General features: G+C 41.3%; 12 protein-coding genes, 3 pseudogenes and 1 riboswitch. Of the genes and pseudogenes, 14 read left to right on the top strand and 1 reads right to left on the bottom strand.

Annotated features, from left to right (window positions below; all coding sequences use genetic code 11):
- The first annotated feature begins 2 nt into the window (after window positions 1-2).
- Window positions 3-79, top strand: a riboswitch (glycine riboswitch).
- Between the two features lie 151 nt (window positions 80-230).
- From gcvT to gcvPB, 3 genes are read left to right on the top strand one after another with little or no spacing between them, the layout of a single operon-like run.
- A complete protein-coding gene (gene gcvT / locus KHA99_RS24975; protein ID WP_213120194.1) occupies window positions 231-1,337 on the top strand; it encodes a glycine cleavage system aminomethyltransferase GcvT in 1,107 nt (368 codons plus the stop codon).
- A gap of 18 nt (window positions 1,338-1,355) precedes the next feature.
- The gene (gcvPA, locus tag KHA99_RS24980; RefSeq protein ID WP_213120195.1) at window positions 1,356-2,702 is read left to right on the top strand and encodes an aminomethyl-transferring glycine dehydrogenase subunit GcvPA; all 1,347 of its coding nucleotides are present in this window, start codon (window positions 1,356-1,358) and stop codon (window positions 2,700-2,702) included.
- Entirely contained in the window at window positions 2,695-4,155 is a 1,461-nt protein-coding gene (gene gcvPB / locus KHA99_RS24985) for an aminomethyl-transferring glycine dehydrogenase subunit GcvPB (protein WP_213120196.1), read from the top strand. The genes gcvPA and gcvPB overlap by 8 nt, the downstream gene beginning before the upstream one ends.
- Before the next feature lie 210 nt (window positions 4,156-4,365).
- On the opposite strand, the gene KHA99_RS24990 is transcribed toward gcvPB, so the two are convergent.
- Entirely contained in the window at window positions 4,366-4,749 is a 384-nt protein-coding gene (locus KHA99_RS24990; protein ID WP_213120197.1) for a rhodanese-like domain-containing protein, read from the bottom strand.
- A gap of 180 nt (window positions 4,750-4,929) precedes the next feature.
- Between KHA99_RS24990 and lipM the strand changes: the two genes are divergently transcribed.
- From lipM to KHA99_RS25040, 11 genes and pseudogenes are all read left to right on the top strand, one after another.
- A complete protein-coding gene (lipM, locus tag KHA99_RS24995; RefSeq protein ID WP_213120198.1) occupies window positions 4,930-5,766 on the top strand; it encodes an octanoyltransferase LipM in 837 nt (278 codons plus the stop codon).
- A 318-nt stretch (window positions 5,767-6,084) separates the two neighbouring features.
- Window positions 6,085-6,876: pseudogene (locus KHA99_RS25000) on the top strand (ribonucleotide reductase barrel domain-containing protein); the annotation flags it as partial.
- Between the two features lie 327 nt (window positions 6,877-7,203).
- Window positions 7,204-7,851: pseudogene (locus KHA99_RS25005) on the top strand (ribonucleotide reductase barrel domain-containing protein); the annotation flags it as partial.
- A 202-nt stretch (window positions 7,852-8,053) separates the two neighbouring features.
- Window positions 8,054-8,410 carry a hypothetical protein gene (locus KHA99_RS31030; protein ID WP_249366887.1) on the top strand — a complete coding sequence of 119 codons (357 nt, stop codon included), beginning with the start codon at window positions 8,054-8,056 and terminating at the stop codon, window positions 8,408-8,410.
- Window positions 8,352-8,999 (top strand): restriction endonuclease, encoded by a 648-nt coding sequence (locus tag KHA99_RS25010; protein WP_249366888.1) that lies wholly within the window; start codon window positions 8,352-8,354, stop codon window positions 8,997-8,999. Before KHA99_RS31030 ends, KHA99_RS25010 begins: the two co-directional genes overlap by 59 nt.
- 59 nt (window positions 9,000-9,058) lie before the next feature.
- Window positions 9,059-10,177 (top strand): annotated as a pseudogene (locus KHA99_RS25015) (ribonucleotide reductase barrel domain-containing protein); the annotation flags it as partial.
- Window positions 10,178-10,347: 170 nt separating this feature from the next.
- Window positions 10,348-10,800: a C40 family peptidase gene (locus tag KHA99_RS25020; RefSeq protein ID WP_249366889.1), complete on the top strand. Its 453-nt coding sequence runs from the start codon at window positions 10,348-10,350 to the stop codon at window positions 10,798-10,800.
- 882 nt (window positions 10,801-11,682) lie between these two features.
- Window positions 11,683-11,889, top strand: a complete 207-nt coding sequence (gene copZ, locus KHA99_RS25025; RefSeq protein WP_213120202.1) for a copper chaperone CopZ — start codon at window positions 11,683-11,685, stop codon at window positions 11,887-11,889.
- Between the two features lie 33 nt (window positions 11,890-11,922).
- Window positions 11,923-14,337, top strand: a complete 2,415-nt coding sequence (locus KHA99_RS25030) for a heavy metal translocating P-type ATPase (RefSeq protein ID WP_213120203.1) — start codon at window positions 11,923-11,925, stop codon at window positions 14,335-14,337.
- A gap of 100 nt (window positions 14,338-14,437) precedes the next feature.
- On the top strand, window positions 14,438-15,148 hold the full coding sequence (locus tag KHA99_RS25035; RefSeq protein ID WP_213120204.1) for a response regulator transcription factor: 711 nt from the start codon (window positions 14,438-14,440) through the stop codon (window positions 15,146-15,148).
- Complete coding sequence (locus tag KHA99_RS25040; protein WP_213120205.1) at window positions 15,124-16,500, top strand: sensor histidine kinase; 1,377 nt, start codon at window positions 15,124-15,126, stop codon at window positions 16,498-16,500. Before KHA99_RS25035 ends, KHA99_RS25040 begins: the two co-directional genes overlap by 25 nt.
- Window positions 16,501-16,502: the final 2 nt, after the last annotated feature.

The following is a 16,502-nucleotide window of genomic DNA, read 5'->3' on the forward strand; positions in this document are numbered from 1 at the left end:
AGCTCTGGAGAGTGCTGGATGATACCAGCCACCAAAGGGGACAGCCGATTTAGGTAAACTTTCAGGTGCAAGGACAGAGACCTTCTTTACTGTTAAAGGGAGGTTTCTGTCCTTTTTTGCACCTTTTTGTTGTATTTAGGAAAACGACAAGGAGTTTTCCTATTTTTGTTAATTGGCAATAATTCATTTTTACAAATAATGAACATGTAGTAAATGAAGGGGGATTTATGATGACGGAATTAAAACGCACTCCGCTGTTTGAAGTTTACAAGGAATACGGGGGAAAAACCATCGATTTTGGCGGCTGGGAGTTGCCTGTCCAGTTTTCAAGCATCAAGGATGAGCATGAAGCTGTCCGCACGAAAGCCGGTTTATTCGATGTGTCCCATATGGGCGAAGTTGAGGTAAAGGGCCCAGACAGCCTCAATTATTTACAAAAATTGATGACAAATGACATTTCAAAAGTGAAAGACGGCGGGGCGCAATATACCGCGATGTGCTATGAAAACGGCGGAACTATTGACGACCTGCTTGTTTACAAGGTTGAAGACAATCATTATTTGCTAGTTGTCAACGCATCGAATATTGAAAAGGACTACAACTGGCTGGAGAAGCACCTTGAAGGAAATGTAACAATCGAAAACCTGTCTGAAACAATGGCACAGCTTGCGCTTCAAGGCCCTCTTGCAGAAAAGGTATTACAGAAGCTAGCTCCACAGACGGATTTAAGCCAAATCGGCTTTTTTAAATTCCAGCAGGAAGTTGTTTTAAATGGGAAAAAAGCACTTGTATCTAGAACTGGTTATACAGGGGAAGACGGCTTTGAAGTATATTGTGATGCTGGTGATGTCGTCGAAATCTGGACAGCCATTCTGGAAGCCGGAAAAGACGAGGGAGTTATTCCTTGCGGCCTAGGTGCGCGCGACACACTTCGTTTTGAAGCAAACTTAGCGCTTTACGGCCAGGAATTATCACCGGAAATTTCCCCGCTTGAGGCAGGAATTGGCTTTGCGGTGAAATTGAATAAAGAGGCTGATTTTATTGGAAAAGAAGCTCTATTGAAACAAAAGGAAGCGGGTTTGTCCCGGAAGCTTGTTGGGATCGAGATGGTTGACCGGGGAATTCCGCGCCACGGCTATCCAGTTTACAAAGGGGAAGCGCTAATTGGTGAAGTTACCACCGGTACACAGTCCCCAACCTTAAAGAAAAACATCGGTCTTGCCCTCATTTCTTCCGAACATGCAGGACTTGATACCGAAGTGGAAGTTGAAATTCGCGGCAAACGTTTAAAAGCGAAAGTGGTTCCTACACCTTTTTATAAAAGAGAAAAGAAATAGCAGAAGGGAGCAAGGGTTATGAAACATCGCTATTTACCCATGACTGAACAAGATAAGCAGGCAATGCTGGAGACAATTGGAGTTTCCACTGTCGATGAACTATTCAGTGATATTCCTGAAAAGGTCCGATTTAAAGGTGAATACAATATTAAACCGGCAAAATCTGAAACAGCTTTGATGAAGGAACTTTTTCAGTTAGCAAGCCGGAATGCTGATTTAAAATCGAATGTGTCTTTCTTAGGTGCCGGAGTTTATGACCACTATATGCCGGTTATCGTTGACCATGTCATCTCAAGATCGGAGTTCTACACAGCCTATACACCTTACCAACCGGAGATCTCCCAAGGGGAACTGCAGGCGATTTTTGAATTCCAAACAATGATTTGTGAATTAACAGGAATGGATGTGGCCAACTCCTCGATGTATGACGGTGGTACTGCACTTGCTGAAGCAGCAATGCTAAGTGCTGGTCACACTAAACGGAAAACCATCCTGGTTTCCAGTGCTGTTCACCCTGAATCCCGTGAGGTTCTGGAAACTTACGCAAAGGGTCAATACCTTGATGTGATTGAGGTTCCTGTGAAGGATGGAATTACTGATATTGAAGCCCTAAAAGGATTGGTAAATGCTGACGTAGCCGCAGTTGTCGTTCAATATCCAAACTTTTTAGGCCGAATTGAACCTTTAAAAGAGCTTGAAGAGATTATTCACGAAAATAAAGCAATGTTTGTTGTTTCAAGCAATCCATTATCACTTGGAATTTTGACACCTCCAGGAAAATTTGGTGCAGATATTGTTGTCGGCGATGCCCAGCCGTTTGGAATCCCGACTGCCTTTGGAGGTCCGCACTGTGGCTATTTTGCGGTTACGACCAAGCTAATGCGTAAAGTTCCCGGACGTCTTGTCGGCCAGACAACAGATGACCAAGGCCGCCGCGGTTTTGTTTTAACACTGCAGGCACGTGAGCAGCATATCCGCCGTGATAAGGCGACTTCTAATATTTGCTCAAACCAAGCATTGAATGCCCTTGCTGCATCTGTTGCGATGACTGCCCTTGGAAAAAAAGGTGTCCGCGAAATAGCAGCAGCCAATTTACAAAAGGCTAATTATGCAAAAATTGCCTTTAAAGTAGCAGGGTTTGAAGTGGTTAATGATGGTCACTCCTTTAACGAGTTTGTTGTCAATTTAAATAAACCGGTAAAAGAGGTTAATCAGCAGCTGCTCCAAAAAGGAATCATAGGCGGTTATGATTTGGGCCGTGACTATCCTGTGCTTGCGGGCCATATGCTCATTTGCGTGACAGAGCAAAGAACGAAGGAAGAGATCGATACATTAGTGAAAGAATTGGGGGATTTGCATGCATAATCAAGACCAGAAGCTGATTTTTGAAGTTAGTACACCAGGCCGGGTCGGATACAGCCTTCCGGAAATGGATGTTCCTGAAGCAGATGTTGCTGCGCTCCTTCCAGAAGGATATTTAAGGGAAGAGGAGCCGCTGCTCCCTGAGGTTTCTGAACTGGATATCATGCGCCATTATACGTCCCTCTCCAGACGGAATCACGGTGTAGACTCCGGTTTTTATCCATTAGGTTCTTGTACGATGAAATACAATCCTAAGATTAATGAGAATGTAGCCCGCTACAACGGGTTTGCGCATATTCACCCGCTCCAGGATGAAAGTTCCGTTCAAGGTGCGCTTGAGCTTTTATATGACCTTCAGCAGCATTTAAAAGAAATTACCGGAATGGATGAAGTGACCTTACAGCCGGCAGCAGGTGCCCACGGAGAATGGACCGGATTGATGATGATTCGCGCATACCATGAAGCAAATGGCGACCTAAAACGGACTAAGGTTATCGTACCTGATTCCGCTCATGGTACAAACCCAGCTTCTGCTACAGTAGCAGGTCTTGAGACGGTTACAGTAAAGTCGAATGAAGATGGTCTTGTAGACTTAGAAGACTTAAGAAGAGTGGTGGGGGAGGATACAGCAGCATTAATGCTGACTAACCCAAATACGCTTGGCCTTTTTGAAGAAAACATTGTCGAAATTGCTGAAATCGTCCATGAAGCTGGCGGTAAGGTTTATTACGACGGGGCAAACCTAAACGCAGTTCTATCAAAAGCCCGCCCGGGTGATATGGGCTTTGACGTAGTCCACTTGAATCTTCATAAAACGTTTACTGGCCCGCACGGAGGCGGCGGTCCAGGTTCCGGTCCTGTCGGTGTGAAGGCAGATTTAATTCCGTTCCTGCCAAGACCGGTTATTGCCAAACGAGGCGACGAGTATGTCCTGGATTATGATCGTCCGCAATCAATTGGCCGCGTTAAGCCATACTACGGAAACTTTGGCATTAACGTCCGCGCATATACCTATATTCGGTCTATGGGACCAGACGGCTTAAAAGCAGTGACTGAATATGCTGTTTTAAATGCTAACTATATGATGAGAAGATTGGCGGAGTATTATGATCTGCCGTTTGACAGACATTGTAAGCATGAGTTTGTATTAAGCGGAAGGCGCCAGAAGAAATTGGGCGTCCGTACATTGGATATTGCGAAGCGACTGCTTGATTTCGGCTTCCATCCGCCAACCATTTACTTCCCATTAAATGTGGAAGAATGTATCATGATTGAGCCGACAGAAACAGAATCTAAGGAAACGTTAGATTCCTTTATCGACATCATGATCCAAATCGCCAAGGAAGCGGAGGAAAATCCGGAAATAGTCCAGGAGGCTCCGCACACAACCGTGGTAGGCCGCTTAGATGAAACTACAGCTGCGCGTAAGCCAGTTTTACGATATCAGAATGCATAAAAAGATAAACAGGCTCTGGATTGCTCCAGAGCTTGTTTTTGTTAGGGCTTTTTATTAAAGTTGCCAATAGATTGGGGAGATTCGCCAATAGACGTGGAGAATTCGCCAATAGACTTGTCAAATACGCCAATAGAACGTATTGGTGGCCCATTTTTTAATAAAAATCAATATAAAAGGCCCCAGAAAAGTTCTGGAGCCCATTAATTACGATTATTTTTTGGCTTTCACTTTACCAGACCACTTTTTGAACCCGCCTTGAAGCTGGGTTAGATCCTTGTAGCCTTTTTTGTGTAAAAATTGAGCTGCACGAGCACTGCGCATGCCACTTTGGCAATATAAATAAACAGGCATGTCCGGTCTAATTTCTTTCATGCGCATTCTAATTTGTGACATTGGAATATTTCGTGCTCCTAAAATATGTCCGCCTTCAAATTCATTTGGTTCACGAACATCAATCAGCTGTGCCTTTCTGTATCCTGTACGGAATTCCTCTTCTGTTACTGTTTTTACAATCCTTTTTTGATAAAAAAAAGTAAAAACAGAGTAGATGATAACCGCTACGACAATGATTAATAAAACATAAAGTGAATTCAACTTCTATTTGCCCCCTTCAAGCTTGTTGCACTAGTATTTATTATATAAGTCATTTTCTTAAAGATAAAGAAGAATGGACAAAAATCTTCTTAAAAAATTATACCAAAAACATCTCATTTTGAAATTCCCCCTCATTTTGATAGACTAAGAAAGGAAATTATAAATAAACGAGGTTTTTCTATGGAAAAAGAAATATGGTGGTTTATCGATTCTGGCAATAGTTCTCCTGCTTTTAATATGGCATTGGATGAAGCTTTGTTAGATTGGCACAGCGAGGGGAAGATTCCACCGGTGATCCGATTTTACGGCTGGAACCCGCCGACGCTGTCCGTTGGGTACTTTCAAAAGGTTGAAAAAGAAATTGATATGGAAGCAGTAAAAACACACGGGCTTGGATTTGTAAGAAGACCAACTGGAGGCAGAGGGGTTCTCCATGAGCATGAACTGACATACAGCGTCATTGTTTCAGAGGAGCACCCAGCAATGCCAAAAACAGTTACTGAGGCTTATCGTGTTATTTCTGAAGGGATTTTAAAAGGATTTCATCAACTGGGACTAGAAGCATATTTTGCTGTTCCGAAAACAGTTGAGGAACGGGATGCCTTAAAAAATCCTAGGTCCGCGGTTTGCTTTGATGCCCCCAGCTGGTATGAGTTGGTGGTGGAAGGGCGCAAGGTCGCAGGAAGTGCGCAAACACGGCAGAAGGGTGTCATTCTCCAGCATGGATCGATCCTTTTGGACCTGGATGAAGACAAGCTTTTTAGCTTATTCAAATACCCGAATGACCGGGTGAAGGAGCGGATGAAAAAAGCTTTCAAGGATAAGGCTGTTGCCATTAATGCGATCAGTCCGCGAAGGATTGCTCTCGATGAGGCTAAGGAAGCTTTTTATAAAGGATTTGCAGAAGGTTTAAATATTGAGCTTGAATCCTATCAGTTGACAGATGAAGAGCTTGCCTATGTTAATAAGCTCGCCAAAGAACGGTATGAAAATGATGAGTGGAATTTTAAGAGATGACTTGCTAAAGCGGCTTTGCCGCTTTTTTCCTATTTCATTGGAGGCAACCGGCGAAAATTGTTAAAATTTCTCGTTTTATAGCGAAAATTGCACTATATCTTTTATTTTCTCGAGAATCTATTTATTTTAAAGTTTGACAAAATAATTGTTTTTTGCATGACATACAATATATAGGGGTGTCGAAAATATTTTCGGTACTATATATTGATTTTTCCTGTTTTAATATGGTAACTTAAATTTATTAAAACAACTAGATAAGCAAAAGCTTACTAGATTCCTACACAAGATAGAGAATATATAGATAAAGGAGTTGTATTCATGTCTGTAGTTTTTAGACAAGAATTGAATATTGATTTTGGGAGGTTGAATGAGGATATCCGCCTTTTTCCACAGGTGCACCCGGTCACCCCAGATATGAAAATAACTCACAAGGGTGTTTCGCGTTTGGTCATGCTCGACCGCTACACCTTCAAAGACACTGAAAAAATTACCCTCACAAATGGCGACTTTGTTGTTCTTACGATTAAAGAAGATCCAAAATTCCCGGCACGCGGCTTAGGATACATTCAGGAAATCGATTGGGAGAAGAAGAAAGCTAAGGTTTTGGTTGAAGAGGAATTTAGAGGCGTCCTCGATGGTGAAGCAACAGAAACTGGAGTTATTTATAGTTCGCTGGATGTCATTGAGAAGCCGTTAGAGCTTTTCTATGAGCAGATTGCTAAACGTGTTGCGACTGGTATTGCTGCTGTAGAAGAGACGGAAGAGAAGCGCATCGAATGGACAGAAAAGTTTTATCAAGAGCTAGTGAACTTGAACTTCATTCCGGCCGGCCGTGTTCTTTATGGTGCAGGCTCTGGTACTGAGGTAACTTATTTCAACTGCTATGTAATGCCGTTCGTAGCGGATTCTCGTGAAGGAATCTCTGACCACCGCAAGCAGGTAATGGAAATCATGAGCCGCGGCGGCGGTGTTGGAACTAATGGTTCGACATTACGGCCAAGAAACACCTTGGCAAGAGGTGTAAATGGCAAATCGTCTGGTTCGGTTTCTTGGTTGGATGATATTGCGAAGTTGACTCACCTTGTTGAGCAGGGTGGATCAAGACGTGGTAAATCAGCATAAGTGCCTCGTCTATAAATAAACCTCGTGAATTGCTGGGAACTCTTTAATAACCTGTTGGCTACAACGTGACCGGAAACGGTGAACGTGAATGCTTGAAAACAACGGTGGATAAAGACAATCAGCAGCCGAGCTCCTACGTTCTTGAATAGAATATGGAGAAGGTTCAACGACCATCGAAAGCACACTAATAAGTGGAAGTGAGTAGAGTAGGGATCAAGTGATTCCGAAGCGCGAGGGCATTCTGAGAATGCAAGAGATGGTCTGAACTCTGGGGTGACCTAGAGAGTTGATGTAACGAATCAACGCAACATAATGGCGCAGATGATTATGCTGGCGGACTGGCATCCAGACATCATTGAATTCATTATTTCTAAAATGCAAAATCCGAGAATTCTAAGATTTTTAATTGAAAATACATCTGATGAAACAATCAAAAAACTTGCTAAAGAAAAACTGAAGTTTAAACCATTCACCCTTCAAGAAGAAGCGATGTACCAAGGAATTGTAAATTATAAGAACATTCCTGGTTATGGTGGCTTCAGTGAATCAATTATTGCAGATGCTGAGGAAAAACTAGCAACTGGCGGTACTTATTCAGTTCATAATCCAGAGTTCCTCACTGGAGCAAACATCTCTGTTTGCTTAACGAAAGAATTTATGGAAGCTGTTGAAAATGATGGTGAATATGAACTTCGTTTCCCTTACGTAGAAAACTACGACCAAGAGGAAATGAAAATCTATAATGAAAAATGGCATGAAGTTGGAGACGTTCGTGAGTGGGAAAGACTTGGTCACAAAGTTCGAGTCTACAAAAAAATTAAGGCAAAAGAACTTTGGAACTTAGTTAACATTTGCGCAACGTACTCTGCTGAACCGGGAATATTCTTCATCGATAATGCCAATGACATGACGAATGCTAAAGCATATGGTCAGCAGGTAGTAGCAACGAATCCGTGTGGTAAAGTAGCTTAGTTTGCCTCACGTTAAAAATTGCGGAATAAAGCGGGAAGGCTGAGATGCTAATCCGAACCGAAGGCTAGATGTAAAAATCTAGTCAGGGGCAACGCATAGATGGTGAACCTGCACTTGCAGAATATAATCCATCCACGAGGCCGCAACATTACACACAAATCCTAGTCAGTACATTTTGAATGGATGAATTTAGGTGATTAAGGTGAATAGAGGGTATGCGGGCTTTTACAAAGGATATTATTTAAGAAGTTCGTATGAATACGCGTTTGCAAAATACCTTGATTTTTATTCGATTCAATGGAGCTATGAGGATCAAGTATTTGATCTGGGTTATAAGTTGTATAAGCCCGACTTTTTCTTTTACGATAAAGATAATAGGCTTGTAAAAATAGTGGAAATTAAGGCAAGAAATACAGAAGTAAAAAAGAATGCAAGAAGAGACCTAAAAACCATTGAAGAAAAATACCACATAAAATGTGAACTTGTTTCTTATGAGGAATTGCTTAAGATTTATAAGGAGTTGCCATTTTTCTTTAACATCAACCATTAGTGAATGGATAAATTCCAGTGAAACTACGATAAATAAGGCTGCTTTTGGTGAACTTAACGGGCATTATAATCTTAAGCACAATAAAAATTCCAAAAAGAGGATCGGTGAACACACTAAAAAGTTATGGGCTACTGAGGGTACTACAAAGCAAAGAATGATTGAGGGATTAAGAAAATCTGGTTTGGCACAAAAAGGTAAATTAAAGAAGGAAAGACAAACTAGATTTTGTGAGGTATGTGGGCAAAAATTTATTGTAATAGTAACTTCCCCTCAAAAATTTTGTAGTCAATCATGTGCTGGTAAAGTTGCAATAAAAAAAGCAACAGATATTTATGTGGGCAATAGATTAAAGATTCATGAAGCTATTAAAGATTATATTATTCAATGGTCAAAGGAAAACAGAGAAATTGTACTTGAAACTCCATTAAATAAAATAAAAACCACTATTAAGCCATTACTAGATGACATCCAAAAACATTTCGGGGTGAAAGATTTCAGAGTCATTTCAAAAGCAGTTTTTGGAGAAGATCGTGGAAGAAAAGAATTGATTAAATACATGAAACAAGTGTGTAATGAAAAGGTATGCTGAACTTACAGGAATAAAACTGTAAGAACTATTGGATAAAAAGCCAATGGGATAACAAATTGGAACAACCACTCGCACCATTTTCCGTCTGTAACCTTGCTGCAGTAAACCTTGCAGAAATGGCAGATAAGGAAACTAAAACAGTTGACTTTGAAAAGTTAAAAAATACAGTAGCAGTCGGCGTCCGCATGCAGGACAACGTCATCAATGCTACTCCATACTTCTTGGAAGAAAACAAAAAGCAAGCACTCGGTGAACGCCGCGTCGGTCTTGGGGTAATGGGTCTGCACGACCTGCTTATCTACTGCGAGACTGAGTACGGTTCACCTGAAGGAAATAAGCTGGTCGATCAAGTTTTCGAAACAATTGCAACTACAGCCTACAAAGAATCCGTTGAATTGGCGAAAGAAAAGGGAAGCTTCCCATTCTTAACTGGTGAAACACTTGAGGAAACAAACCGCTTACGCCAAGCATTCATCAATACCGGATTTATGAAGAAAATGCCTGAAGAAATCCGTGAATCTATTGTGGAAAACGGAATAAGGAATTCTCATTTGCTAACTGTTGCTCCAACGGGTTCCACTGGTACCATGGTTGGCGTTTCAACGGGATTAGAACCTTATTTCTCATTCTCATATTTCCGCAGCGGACGCCTTGGTAAATTTATCGAAGTAAAAGCAGACATCGTTCAAGAGTATTTAGACCGTAACCCAGAAGCAGATTCAAGTAACCTGCCAAACTGGTTTGTCACTGCGATGAATCTTGCTCCTGAAGCACACGCAGATGTCCAATGTGTCATCCAGCGCTGGATTGACAGTTCCATCAGTAAAACAGTTAATGCACCAAAAGGATACAGCGTTGAGCAGGTTGAAAAGGTATACGAGCGTTTATACCGCGGCGGTGCAAAAGGCGGTACTGTCTATGTAGACGGTTCACGCGATTCTCAGGTTTTAACATTGAAAGCTGAAGAAAACACAAATGAACAATTATCTATCTTTGAAAAAGAAGATAAGCAGCATGTAGTCTTAGTCGAAACCATCACTGACCTTCGTTCAACGGATGTAACGATTGGTTCTGAAGTCGGCAACACATGCCCAGTATGCCGCAAAGGAAAAGTTAAAGAAATCGGCGGCTGTAATACATGTACTAACTGTGGCGCACAATTAAAGTGTGGACTATAAAATGATTTTGAGAGAGGATGGAGATATACTCCATTCTCTTATTTTTTATATTCATTCATAAAAATTATGTCAATATAATTTTGTGGTTGGATTGTAATTTCCTTGTGACCCATCTGTTATGCATCCCTTGTATAGTGTAGATATCAAATCACTCAAGGGGGAATAACAAAATGTTAAAGAAAATCATCCCAGCACTTGCTATGACAGCAGCCTTAACAACGTCTTTGTTAGCCACCCTGGGTGATAAAGCAGAAGCAGCATATTATCATACAAAAGCAATTTCCGTAGCAAAGGCAAATCTTGGTGTTCCATATAGATGGGGAGGCATATCCCCAAGTGGTTTTGACTGCTCTGGTCTTGTAAAATACTCTTACAGTAAAGCTGGAATCTGGCTGCCACGAACAGCCGCTGATATGTTCAATAATCGAGGGTATCGTGTCGGCAGTCTTCAGCCCGGCGATTTAATGTTCTTCGCCCCAACAAAAGCAAGCAGACCAACCCACGTGGCTATGTATATTGGAGCAGGCAAAATGATTATGGCATCATCTTCTAAAGGGGTTATGATCACTTACACAAGCAATACCTATTGGAAGCCAAAATACATTGGCGCTAAGCGTATATAAAATGATTCAGAACATCTCGGCTAAGCGTCGGTGTTCTTTTTTATTATATTTAATAATACTTGCACGAAATAACGTTAAGACAAAATGCTCAACGGTAAAAATAGAACAGTTATTTTGCCCGAGGAACCGTTTCAAGAAGCCCAACGGTAAAAATAGAACAGTTATATTACCCGAGGAACCGTTTCAAGAAGCCCAACGGTAAAAATAGAGCAGTTATATTACCCGAGGAACCGTTTCAAGAAGCCCAACGGTAAAAATAGAGCAGTTATATTGCCCGAGGAACCGTTTCAAGAAGCCCAACGGTAAAAATAGAACAGTTATTTTGCCCGAGGAACCGTTTCAAGAAGCCCAACGGTAAAAATAGAACAGTTATATTACCCGAGGAACCGTTTCAAGATGCCCAATGGTAAAAATAGAACAGTTATATTGCCCGAGGAGCCGTTTCAAGAAGCCCAACGGTAAAAATAGAGCAGTTATATTGCCGGAGGAACCGTTTCAAGAAGCCCAACGGTAAAAATAGAGCGGTTATTTTGCCCGAGGAACCGCATCAAGAGGAGCAACGGTAAAAAATAGAGCAGTTATTTTGCTCAAAGGTATCACTTCAAAAGACCCCATCAGTAAAAATATCCCCAGTTTTTTGCCCGAACCGGTGCCCCTTCAAAACAATAGGGGGCATATTAAATTTGACCGTTTCATGACACATAAAAAACTACATACGGTCTTTATATTGTTTTGCTAGATTAAAAACATAAACAAAACTACATCAGCATTTGTGGACATTTTGTGAAACCCAGGCAAAACACTTTACATAGGGTAGGGGGGTATAGTAACATAAAATTAGAAATCAAAAATGACAAATACATTTTTGAAAGGATGATTAGCATGGAAAAAGTAACATTAAACGTAAAAGGAATGTCTTGCGGACATTGTGTAAAGGCGGTTGAAGGAAGCGTTGGGACCCTGGATGGAGTCACTGCCGTTAAGGTGAATCTAGACGCAGCAACGGTTGATGTCGAGTTCAACCCGCAAACCGTCAGCCTTGATCAAATCAAAGAAACAATTGATGATCAAGGATATGATATAGTTTAAATTTCAACTCACTATATGAGGAGTTGACTTACTATGAGTCAAACTATCAAAGAAACAAGCCTGCAAATTTCCGGTATGACCTGTGCAGCCTGTGCGGCCAGAATTGAAAAGGGTCTGAAAAAACTAACCGGAGTTGAAACAGCAACTGTCAATCTTGCATTAGAAAAATCGGCAATTAAGTACGATCCTTCCCAGATAAAACTGGAAGAAATCGAACAGAAGATTAAGGATTTAGGTTATGAAGTCGTAACCGAAAAAGTGGAATTTGATATCACAGGGATGACTTGTGCAGCCTGCTCGGCCCGGATTGAAAAAGGCTTAAATAAGCTAGATGGCATCATAAAGGCAAACGTTAACCTGGCACTTGAAAAAGCAACGGTAGAATACAACGGTTCCGCCCTGACAACTGCAGACATCATAAAAAAAGTTGGAACTCTTGGCTACGGGGCAAGACTCAAACAAGAAACAAAAGATCAAGTGGACCATCGCCAAAAGGAAATCGAAAAGCAATCGAAAAAATTTATCTTTTCGGCAATTTTGTCTTTTCCGCTTTTATGGGCAATGGCAGGGCATTTTTCGTTTACATCTTTTATTTGGGTACCGGATATGTTCATGAATCCATGGTTTCAACTGCTTCTCGCCACACCGGTTCAGTTCCTAATCGGCGGACAGTTTTACATCGGTGCCTATAAAGCCTTAAAAAATAAAAGTGCCAATATGGATGTACTTGTTGCATTGGGAACATCGGCAGCTTATTTTTACAGTTTATATTTATCTATATTGTCGCTTACCAAAGGTTCACATATGGTAGAACTTTACTATGAAACCAGTGCTGTTCTAATCACCTTAATCATATTAGGAAAGCTTTTTGAAGCAAGGGCAAAGGGACGATCCTCAGAGGCAATCAAAAAATTGATGGGGCTCCAAGCCAAAACGGCTACTGTAAACCGCGATGGCCGCGAAATGGAAATCCCGATAGAAGAAGTTATTCTAGGGGATATTCTTTACATTAAGCCGGGTGAAAAAATTCCTGTTGACGGTAAAGTCATAGAAGGGCAATCCGCAATCGATGAGTCAATGCTGACCGGTGAAAGTGTTCCGGTTGATAAAAAAATTGGCGATGAAGTCATAGGGGCTACGCTGAACAAAAACGGCTTCCTAAAAGTTGAAGCAATAAAGGTTGGCCGTGATACCGCTTTAGCACAAATTATTAAAGTGGTTGAAGAGGCCCAGGGCTCCAAAGCCCCGATTCAAAGGCTTGCCGACAAAATATCTGGAGTATTTGTTCCAGTTGTCGTGACCATTGCTGTGATAACCTTTATTATCTGGTATTTGTGGGTAGAACCCGGTAATTTCGCTGAAAGCTTAGAAAAAATGATTGCCGTTTTAGTTATCGCCTGTCCGTGTGCTTTAGGCTTGGCGACACCTACTTCTATCATGGCTGGTTCAGGCCGTTCGGCTGAATATGGAATCCTCTTTAAAGGTGGCGAACACCTGGAAATAACTCACCGTATCACAACAGTAGTTTTGGATAAAACAGGCACAGTCACAAATGGGACACCAGTGTTAACAGATTTCTCCCATACCAATTCCATCACTGAGGAAGAATTTTTAACCTTGGTTGGTTCTGCTGAAAAGCAATCAGAACATCCGCTTGCACAAGCTATCGTGCAAGGTATTAGGGAAAAGGGGCTTCAACTAAAAGAGCCAGCCGAATTCGAAGCCATCCCGGGCTTCGGAATAAAGGCCGCAGTGGATGGAAAGCAATTATTAATTGGTACTAGAAAGTTAATGACGAACTTTAATGTGGAAATAGATTCAGCACTTTTACAAATGGAGGAGCTGGAAAGAGCCGGGAAAACAGCGATGATAACGGCTATCGACGGACAGTATGCTGGAGTTGTAGCGGTTGCGGATACGATTAAAGGAACCTCCAAAACGGCCGTCAGCCGCCTCAAAAAGATGGGTCTTGAGGTTATCATGATTACTGGTGATAATCAGCAGACAGCAAAGGCCATAGCTGGCCAAGCAGGAATTGAAACCATCATCGCAGAGGTTTTGCCTGAAGGAAAAGCAGCAGAAATTAAAAAGCTACAAGCGGAAGGCAAGAAAGTGGCAATGGTCGGGGACGGCATTAATGATGCACCTGCTCTCGCCGTGGCAGATATAGGAATGGCCATCGGGACAGGCACCGATGTCGCCATGGAAGCGGCTGATATCACGCTCATTCGCGGCGACTTAAACAGCATTGCAGATGCAATTTTCATGAGCAAAAAAACAATCACAAATATAAAGCAGAACTTATTCTGGGCGATGGCCTACAATTCCTTGGGCATTCCGATTGCAGCCCTTGGGTTCCTAGCTCCTTGGCTAGCTGGGGCAGCAATGGCATTCAGTTCGGTGTCTGTGGTCTTTAACGCACTTAGATTACAAAAAGTTAAACTATAATTTTTAAAAGGCTGACACAGAATTGTCAGCCTTTTCCTGCGTTTTCACCATTGTCAGCAAGTATACTTTACTTATCAAAAAAGCAATCAGGTGATTCCAAATGAACCAAATCTTATTGATTGAGGATGAACGAAGCGTATCAGATGTAATCAAAGCCTATTTAGAGAAGAACGGCTACAAAGTCTACTGGGCTGGCAATGGCTCAAAAGGATTGGAAATCTTTAAATCAGCGAATATAAACCTTGTTATTCTCGATCTGATGCTCCCCGATATGGCCGGCGAGGACGTTTGCAAAGGGATGAGGGAAACATCAAATGTCCATATTTTTATGCTGACAGCAAAAGGCTCTTTAAATGACCGTGTCGAAGGTTTAAATATGGGTGCCGATGAATATCTAGTTAAACCCTTCAGTCCACGGGAATTGACAGCAAGAGTCAATGCCCTTTTCCGCAGATTAAACGGCACAAACTCATCAGTCTGTATGATTTTTGATGATGGGAACTTATCCATTCATTTTGAAAAAAGGCTGGTTACCGTGAGGGGAGAAGAAATCCCGTTCACACCGATTGAATTTGATATCCTCTGGGCATTAGCGGCTAGTAAAGGCAAGGTGTTATCAAGAGAGCAGCTAATTCGGAAGGTATATGGTGAAAATTTTGATGGCTTTGATCGGACTATTGATGTCCATATCAAAAATATCCGCAAGAAAATTGAAATGGATACGAGAAACCCAAAATATATTATCACAGTCCTGAAAGCAGGCTATAAATTTGGCGGTGAGCAAAAATGCATTCCATTAGCCGCAGATTAAGTTTATTTTTTACTGCTTGCACCATTGCCTCTATCCTGCTTGTGACATTGACTGTAAATCTTACTGTTACCAATAAATTTAATCAATACATGATGGACATTCAAAACAAAAGGTACGAAAGAATTATAGCCTACTTTGAAGATGCCTATAAAAAAGATGGCAGATTAACAGAAAACACCGGAATTGAACTCATGCATGAGGCCTATATGGGCAATTATTGCATTACGTTAAGGGACCAGCATGAGCAAACGATTTGGGGAATGGACCCGAAGGAAATCAAAAAACAGTTAAACATGGGGACAATGCCAGTCCAGCAAAAAGGAGTTTATACGACAAAGACATTTAAGCTTAAAGAGGGAGATAAAGTAGTAGGCTATGTGGATATCGGTCAGTATTCTTCTGTTCTCTTAACGGAGGAAGATCAAAACTTTAAATCGTCCATTAATAAAAGCATAATTGCCAGCGGACTGTTGACCCTCATTATCATTACTGGTTTAAGCCTCTATTTTTCGAAGCAATTTTCGAGTCCTATTAAGGAAGTGGCCAAGCTTTCTGTTGACTTGTCCAAGGGGAATTTTAACAGTAAATCCGTTGTGAAAAGCAACATTCATGAGCTAGAGGACTTGCGAAAAAGTGTAAACATATTGGCTGGTAAATTACAGTTTCAGGATATGCTCAGACAGAGATTAATCTCCGATATTTCACATGAAATAAGGACACCGTTAAATGTCCTGCAAAACAATCTAGAGGCCATGATTGACGGGGTATATCCAGTTACGCAAGAAAAGCTTCATTATCTAAATGAGGAGGTAATCAGGTTTGGCAGGCTGATTAACAACTTAAATGTCTTAAAGGAATTTGAGTCTGAAAGCACCAAGCTGAGTTATGAAATCATCGAACTTGATCAATTGCTTCTGGAGCTTTGTCATGATTTTCATGCACCTTCTGAAAAGAAAAAACTTAAAATCGATTTCGTCATTCAACCGGATAAAAAGTTTTCAATTACTGGAGACAAAGATAAAATCAAGCAGGTATTTGTTAACCTGCTGGCAAATGCTATTAAATTCACAACTGCAGGCGGCAGGATTCTTGTCCAATTATATGAAAAGAATGATGATATTATTGTGGAAGTAGTTGATACCGGCATTGGTATTAACAAAGAGGATCTCCCTTTTATTTTCGAAAGATTGTACAGGGGAGATAAAAGCAGGCAGGAAATTGAGGGAAATGGAATTGGCCTGACCATTGTTAAAAACATCTTACAACTGCACGATGCCTCCATCGAAGCAGAGAGTGAAGAAGGAATAGGTAGTAAATTTACCATCTGTTTTCCGAAAATAAAAAAGCCTTAAGC

The organism is Neobacillus rhizophilus, assembly GCF_018343535.1.
Taxonomy (GTDB): Bacteria; Bacillota; Bacilli; order Bacillales; family Cytobacillaceae; genus Neobacillus; species Neobacillus rhizophilus.

Coding starts and splice junctions, on each gene's coding strand:
- gcvT (WP_213120194.1), top strand. CDS start 231: ATGACGGAATTAAAACGCACTCCGCTGTTTGAAGTTTACAAGGAATAC.
- gcvPA (WP_213120195.1), top strand. CDS start 1,356: ATGAAACATCGCTATTTACCCATGACTGAACAAGATAAGCAGGCAATG.
- gcvPB (WP_213120196.1), top strand. CDS start 2,695: ATGCATAATCAAGACCAGAAGCTGATTTTTGAAGTTAGTACACCAGGC.
- lipM (WP_213120198.1), top strand. CDS start 4,930: ATGGAAAAAGAAATATGGTGGTTTATCGATTCTGGCAATAGTTCTCCT.
- KHA99_RS25010 (WP_249366888.1), top strand. CDS start 8,352: ATGAGGAATTGCTTAAGATTTATAAGGAGTTGCCATTTTTCTTTAACA.
- KHA99_RS25020 (WP_249366889.1), top strand. CDS start 10,348: ATGTTAAAGAAAATCATCCCAGCACTTGCTATGACAGCAGCCTTAACA.
- copZ (WP_213120202.1), top strand. CDS start 11,683: ATGGAAAAAGTAACATTAAACGTAAAAGGAATGTCTTGCGGACATTGT.
- KHA99_RS25030 (WP_213120203.1), top strand. CDS start 11,923: ATGAGTCAAACTATCAAAGAAACAAGCCTGCAAATTTCCGGTATGACC.
- KHA99_RS25035 (WP_213120204.1), top strand. CDS start 14,438: ATGAACCAAATCTTATTGATTGAGGATGAACGAAGCGTATCAGATGTA.
- KHA99_RS25040 (WP_213120205.1), top strand. CDS start 15,124: ATGCATTCCATTAGCCGCAGATTAAGTTTATTTTTTACTGCTTGCACC.